This window comes from Pseudomonas sp. BF-R-01 (assembly GCF_019946615.1).
Lineage (GTDB): Bacteria > Pseudomonadota > Gammaproteobacteria > Pseudomonadales > Pseudomonadaceae > Aquipseudomonas > Aquipseudomonas migulae.
The window spans coordinates 1-7,057 of sequence record NZ_JAGYFX010000172.1; the positions used below are offsets into that span (position 1 = coordinate 1).

Here is a 7,057-nt window from a genome sequence, read left to right on the forward strand (position 1 = left end):
GTTCTTTAGGCCGCCTTCGCGGGCAAGCCTCGCTCCTACAAGGGCACGAAAACCTGTAGGAGCGAGGCTTGCCCGCGAAGAGGTCAGACCAATCGCTACAAATATCAGGGCTTGAACCCCTGCCCCAACAACCAACTCCTGACCATCCTCCCCTGCTCCACCGTCAACCCCGCCAACGCCTGCCCGGCCGGTTCAGTCCGCAACCTGCGCACCAACGGCGCCAACTCAACCCCCTGCACATGCCAGATCCCCAACGGCTGATCCGCTGTAATCAACACCTCGGCCTCATCCACAAACCCATCCTTCAACACCGGCGCCCGCTCGATCCGCAGCGCGGCGAAATCCGCCTCGGCATGCGCCACCTCGGCATCCGGCCACTGCCGCCGCGCCTGCCAGAATGGTTGATCCAGCCAACGCTGCTCATCGGCATAAAAATCCCGCCCGATCCGCGCAAAACGCAAAAACAACTGCTCCACCCGTTGCTGATGAAAGCGCTGGGCCAACGCCGACCGCTCAGGTTTTCGCAACAACGTGTTGATCACCGTCGGCGCCTGCAACGCCGAGGACAAGGACTGAAAGATGCCATTGCCCGACAGCGGGTCCACCGCCATCGCCGCATCGCCGACCCGAATCCAGTTTTCGCCGCACACCTGCGGGCTCAGAATCGCGGTGCTGCTGCGGGCGTGCAGCTGTAGATCGACCTCATGTTCGGCACCAAAAAACTCACGCACCAACGAGGAACCCTGGCGCTGCTGGCGACAATAATCGAGCAACTGCGCCTTGCCCGGCAGCTCGGCGCTGGCGACGTCCACCGTCCATTGCCAATAACACTGACCGTCCGCCCGCCGCGCCATCCACGCCCAGCCGTCCGCAAGGCTTTCCACGGCACTGGCGGTGTTGCCGGGTGCGCCTTGCCAGCGATTGAGCAGGCTGACCGTCTCTGGCCCGCGCAGCCCCTTGCCGAGTGCCGGTGCCTGGCGTCCGCGCGCCTCGACGAGGAAGTCCGCGAGCAACGCCTCACGCCCTTCAATCTCGATCCGATGTCCCTCCGCCGAGGTCTGAACGCTCAGCACCCGACCTTCAATCAACTCAACGCCCGCCAGGCGCAGGTCCTCGCGCAGTCCTCGATCAAAGCTCGGGCGGTCCAGCAGGAATTCGATGTTTTGCGCATGCTGCTGACCGTTCCACGACACCTGCCGCTGCGACGGCAACGCCGCATCCGCCAGCGCCTGATGCAGACCAGCACCGCGCAAGGCCTCCAGCACCCGCAGCGAAACGCCTTCCAGCGCGGCGAACCGGCGCCACTCGCTGACCAGCGTCACGGGGTAACCGAGCCGCCGCAAGCCCAAGGCAACCGCCGCCCCCGCCGGCCCCGCGCCCAGAATCAGGATCATGCTCCGAAGCGCCGTTCAGGACCGCGATAACGGGCATTCTTGCGCAGCCAGTCGATGATCTGTTCGTTGCTCGCCTCGGGTTGTGAAACCAGGAACCCGGCAATGTGCCCGCTCAACGCCGCGCAGCCCAGACTGGCACCGGACTGCCCCGGATACGTCCCGTGCACGCACGCCGCGAAATCCGCCTGAGCGCTGTTGAGCCATGACCATTCCTGTTCGGCGCAACGTGCATCGCCGGTCACCCGCAGCACCTGTGGATAATTCGCCGGGAACACGCCCTCGCCCTGCGCCGGGCTCGACGCACAAAGCAAAATGCCCTGCGCTACCGCTGCCGCGCAGGCTTCGCGCAACAGACTGCGGTCCTGGCGCAAACCGAGGCTCAGATTGATCAGCCGTACGCCCTGCGCCACCAGCCAGTCAATTGCCGTGGCGATCTGCAAAGCGCTGGTGACGCCACGCTGGTCGAACACCTGAGCCACGCAGAACACCGCAGAAGGAGCCCGATGACTGATGGCTTCGATCACCGCGCTGCCGTGGCCGAGCGGGTCGTCGCGCAAATCACTTTCGGCCAGGCCGTCCGCCAGCAACGAAAACCGTCGTCCGACAATCACCTGCACCCGCTGCGCCGCCGAATGGCCGCTGTCCACCACACCGATTCGCAGTTCAGACTTCATGCTGCACCGTTTTCGACGTGAGCACGCCGTCGAGCAATTCAAATCGCAGGTCGGCATCGGCCAGGGTTGAGGGGCGATGACTGATGAGGATGCGCGTGCGTCCGGCAAACAGTCGGTCGATGGCCTCGATCACTTCGCGCTCGGTGGCTTCATCCACCGCCGAAGTGGCTTCGTCGAGCACCAGAATAAGCGGGTCCTGCAACAGTGCCCGGGCAATGGCGATGCGCTGTTTCTGCCCGCCGGACAACTGCTGACCGCGTTCGCCCAACGGACTGTCGAGGCCTTCGGGCAAAGAGGCGATCAGGCTGTCGAGTTGCGCCAGCCGCGCCACGTCGGCGATTGCTTCGCGGCTGGCGTCGGGCACCGCGTAGGCCAGGTTATCGGCGAGGCTGCCGCGAAACAGCACGATGTCCTGACTGACCACGGCAATCCGTCGGCGCAACTGGAACAGGTCCAGTTCCCGCAGGTCGACTTCGCCGAGCAGCACCCGCCCAGACTGTGGATCGTGATGCCGTTGCAGCAAATCGATCAGCGTCGATTTGCCGACGCCGGAGCCGCCACTCAGGGCGACTTTCAAACCGTAGGGAATCCGCGCTTCGATGCCGCGCAAGGTGCTCGGCCGACCGGGATGGCTGAAGTGCACATCATCGAAACGCAGTTCGCCGGAGGTCGGCATTGGCCGGGGTGCAACGGGGGTCAGCACGGTCGGTTCTTCACCGCGCAACTCCATGACGCGCCCCAGACTGACCGTCATCCGCTGAATCGCCACGTAGAGCCCAAGCAGACTTTGAACCGGCCCGACCGCCATCCCCAAGTACGTGGAAAACGCAATCAACGCGCCCAGTTGCCACGTCCCTTGCACCACCCAATAACCGCCAATCAAAAACGCACAGGCACGGGACAGCGAGGTCAGCGTGCCCGGCACCGCCTGGGTGAAAAACTCGGTGACTTGCAGACGCAGCAATTGACTCATGTAGCCCTGCCCCAACGCCTCCAGACGCCGCGACTCACGTTGCTGCTGACCGGCCGACTGAATGAATTTCATCACCGGCAGGGTTTCGACCATGAACGACGACATGTCCGCCGAACGCTCGCGCAACTGGCGCACATCGCGCTCGACCTTGCGCCGCATCCAGCGCAGCCAGAGCACATCGAGAGGAATCAGCACCAGCGCCAGCAGAGACAGCTTCCACGACAACGTCAGCAGCATCGCCACGGCGACCACCAGGCCAATCACGCTCGACACTGCCGAGAACAGCGAATCCACGGCGAAGCGCTGGATCTCCGCGACATCGCCATCGAGGCGCGACATCAGGTCGCCGATGCGCCGTTGCCCGTAGAAGCTCGGCGACAGGGTTTGCAAATGCCGATAAAGGTCGTCGCGCAGCGAGAACAGAATCCGCCCGGACAGCCGCGTGTGCAGGTAACGATTGATCCCCGAGAGCGCCGTGCCGAGCAGCCCGGCGACGATCATCAACCCGGCGATCAGCACCAGCATGGGGAAGTTGCGGGCCAGCAAGCCATCGTCGATCAACAGCTTGGTCAGCCAGGGTTGCACCAGCACCAGCGACGAGGCGCAGACCGACAGACCGAGCAGTCCGGCAATCGCCAGACGATGCGGGCGCACAAAACTGTAGAGCCAGCGCAACGCCGCTTGCAGGGCTTCGGGATTCTGGCTGTCGATCAGCCGAACGATCAGGCGCTGCATCACGAACGCAACTGTTTGAGCTTGCGGTACAAGGTTGCGCGGCTGATGCCCAAGGCGTCGGCGGCGGCCGAGACGTTGCCCTGATGGCTGTCCAGGGACTGGCGAATCAGCTCCAGTTCGTTTTCGCGAATGCTCCCGGACGCAGGCCGCTCGCTGGCGTTCAGTTCGTCGAGCATGCTGTCGGGCAAATGATCGAGGGTGAGGACGGTGTCCCCCGGTTCGCGCATGGCCAGCGCCGTGCGCAAGACCATTTCCAGTTGGCGGATGTTGCCCGGCCAGTGGTAACCCGCGAGCAAGCGGTTCAAGTCGTCATGCAGGAGCATGGCCGGTGCGTCGAGCCTGGCCAGCAGACGACCGACCAGCGCGTTGAAATCGTCGCGTTCGCGCAGGGCCGGCAACATCACGCTTATGCCGTTGACCCGATAGAACAGGTCTTCACGGAAGTGTTTTTCTTCGACCAGGCGTTTGAGGTCGCGGTGGGTCGCACAGATCAGGGCGACGTCGATGTCCTGTTCTTCACCGGCGCCCAAAGGCGCGACCTTACGGTCCTGCAAAACGCGCAGCAGACGCGCCTGCAACGCCAGCGGCATGTCGCCGATTTCGTCGAGAAACAACGTGCCGCCATGGGCCTGTTGCAGACGCCCGACCATGCCGCCGCGCCGGGAACCGGTGAACGCGCCTTCGCGGTAACCGAACAGTTCCGACTCGATCAGGCCTTCGGGGATCGCCGCACAGTTCACCGCGACAAAGGGCTTGTCGCAGCGGCTGCCGGCCATGTGCAAGGCGCGCGCGATCATTTCCTTGCCGGTGCCGGTTTCGCCGAGCAGCAACACCGGCAACTCGTTGGCCAGCCCCTGACGGGCCATGCGCAGGGCACGGGCATAACGGACGTTGCCGCCGGCCAGGGAATCGAGATCCGGTTGAGGTTTGGCGGTTTTCGCCGGGCTGCGCGGCGGCGTGCTGACGTTGATCGAGCGCTGCGGTGCGCGCAGGGTTTTGTAGAAGAACTCACCTTTGGCGGTCTGCAAACTGCCGACACCGCCCTGGTGCAAACGCGACAACAGTTGCAAGCCATCGACGCCGAGAAACTCTTCGCAACGACGACCGACCAGCGCCGAGCGTTCGGCATGGAGCAACTGACACGCCTGGGCGCTGACCGCAAGAATCTGCCCACCGAGGCTTACCGCCAGCAAGCCCTGCCAAGGGGATTCGAGGTACTGCCGGCGGCTGTGGAACGCCAGCACGATCTGGTCGGGGAAACTGGTGTTGAACACCCGGCTTTCAATCTGGCTGACCGCCATGGCCAACAGCGCGGTGCTGTCGTGAACGCGGCCGAGCGGGCCTTCGCGGGTCAGGTCGAGGACGCCGAGGATGTCGCCTTGCGGGCAATAAATCGGCACTGAGGTGCAGGAGAAATCGGTCAGGCGATCGAGGTAATGCTCGCCGCAATCGATCATCGTCGGCCGGGCTTCCACCAGCGCGGTGCCCAGTGCGTTGGTGCCGCGAGCGGCTTCGCTCCAGCAGGCGCCAAGGGTGATGTCCTGCAGGCCGCTGCCCTTGAGGCGATCAGCACGGCCTTCGACCGCGAGGATGGTCGCGTCGGAGTTGGCGAGGATGATCAGGCCTTCCTTGCCCTGGCGGTCGGCCAGGTAATCGATCGCCGGCAATGCCGCGTCGATCAGCAGGCGATTGTTCGCCAGCAGCACGTCGAGGCTCGCGCTCGATTCCAGCGCCAGTTCATGCTTGCTGTTGAAATGCACGCCATGGCTGAGGCTGCGTCGCCACGATGCATCGATTTCCGCCCGCAACACGCCATCGGGGACTTCACCCTCAAGATGGAGTTTTTCTCGGGCCAGCCGGGCTTCACGGTGCAGCTTGGGGGAAGTTGTTTTTATTAGCGTCATCAAGCGCTCCGGATCGGTCCGCCCTGCGCTTTTTTAAGTTCAGCGCCCTGCCGCAATCTTTACGTTAACGTCAGGGCGATGGCAAGTGCCTTACAGCGCTTGTGTTCTTTCAAGCCAACCGCGTCATCGTTCATCGCCGGCAAGCCAGCTCCTACAGGTTCAGCGTTAACCACAATTTAGCGTTCACACCAATCCATTGTAGGAGCTGGCTTGCCAGCGATGGCGGCCTGTCAGGCACCACACAACTCAGAACTGCCACACCTCGGGCCCGACAAAAAACGCCCGTGCATTGTCCTCAAGACTCTCCAGGTGATACCCACCCTCCTGCACAATCAGGCACGGCAACCCAAGGCTGCGAATCCGCTCACCCAGCCGCGCAAACCCTTCCCGCGTCACCGCTACTTTGCTCTGCGGGTCCAGTTCGAAAATGTCGAAACCCAGGGACAGCACCAACGCCTCGGCAGCGAAATCCTTCACCGCCGCCAGCGCAACCTCCAGTTGCCCGAGGAAGTCCGCCTCACTCGAACCATGGGCCATCGGCAAGTTCAGGTTGTACCCCTCGCCCGCCCCGACACCGCGCTCATCCGCAAACCCGGCAACCCCCGGATAGAAGTTGGTCGGATCGCCATGCACCGAGACATACAGCACGTCATCGCGGTCGTAGAAAATCTCCTGAATCCCCTGACCGTGGTGCATGTCGGTGTCGAGCACCGCGACGCGTTCAAACCCGCCGCGCAACACCTGCGCCGCCACCGCCGCGTTGTTCACATAGCAGAAACCACCGGCCGCTTCGGCCCGGGCGTGATGCCCCGGTGGACGGCACAACGCGTAAGCCGCCGGCTCGCCATCAAGCAACGCCTGCGCCCCGGCCACTGCGCTTTGCGCCGACCAATAGGCCGAACGCCAGGTCTGTTCGCCCACCGGGCAACTGCCATCCGCGAGATAACGTGCGGCCTGAGCCAGGATTCCGCGCAGAGCGTTTGGCTCACGGACGAAGATGTTCGACATCACTTCGTCGCCCCAATCTTCCGGGACTTCCTTCCAGCGCTGATGCGCTTCCTGGAGAAACGCCAGGTACGGCGCACCGTGCACCGCCAGCAGCGGATCAAGTCCGGCATCCACCGGCTGCTCGACTTTGAAACCCAGCGAGCGAGACGCCTGCACCAGTCGCTGCGCACGCTCCGGCACTTCCTGCGGCGTGCGCATCTGTCCGCGGGAGTAATAGCTGCGTGGATGGTGAAGCAATTGTTCAGGATGGAAAAAACTGCGCATGGGATTGATTCCTGTCAGTTAACGTAATTCTCGAATCCGAGTGCACCTTCCTGTAGGAGCGAGGCTTGCCCGCGAAGGCGGTGTGTCAGTCAAACGTCGATGTTG

5 protein-coding genes are annotated in these 7,057 nt (G+C 63.5%); all 5 read right to left on the minus strand.

What is annotated here, in order from left to right; all coding sequences use genetic code 11:
* Positions 1-104: 104 nt before the first annotated feature.
* Complete coding sequence (locus tag KGB27_RS30390) at positions 105-1,394, minus strand: tryptophan 7-halogenase (protein WP_223557324.1); 1,290 nt, start codon at positions 1,392-1,394, stop codon at positions 105-107.
* On the minus strand, positions 1,391-2,068 hold the full coding sequence (locus KGB27_RS30395) for a S8 family serine peptidase (RefSeq protein ID WP_223557325.1): 678 nt from the start codon (positions 2,066-2,068) through the stop codon (positions 1,391-1,393). The genes KGB27_RS30390 and KGB27_RS30395 overlap by 4 nt, the downstream gene beginning before the upstream one ends.
* Positions 2,058-3,776 carry an ABC transporter ATP-binding protein gene (locus KGB27_RS30400; protein WP_223557326.1) on the minus strand — a complete coding sequence of 573 codons (1,719 nt, stop codon included), beginning with the start codon at positions 3,774-3,776 and terminating at the stop codon, positions 2,058-2,060. The genes KGB27_RS30395 and KGB27_RS30400 overlap by 11 nt, the downstream gene beginning before the upstream one ends.
* The gene (locus KGB27_RS30405) at positions 3,776-5,680 is read right to left on the minus strand and encodes a sigma-54-dependent Fis family transcriptional regulator (protein WP_223557327.1); all 1,905 of its coding nucleotides are present in this window, start codon (positions 5,678-5,680) and stop codon (positions 3,776-3,778) included. Before KGB27_RS30405 ends, KGB27_RS30400 begins: the two co-directional genes overlap by 1 nt.
* A 246-nt stretch (positions 5,681-5,926) precedes the next feature.
* On the minus strand, positions 5,927-6,952 hold the full coding sequence (locus KGB27_RS30410) for a histone deacetylase family protein (protein WP_223557328.1): 1,026 nt from the start codon (positions 6,950-6,952) through the stop codon (positions 5,927-5,929).
* Positions 6,953-7,057 lie beyond the last annotated feature (105 nt).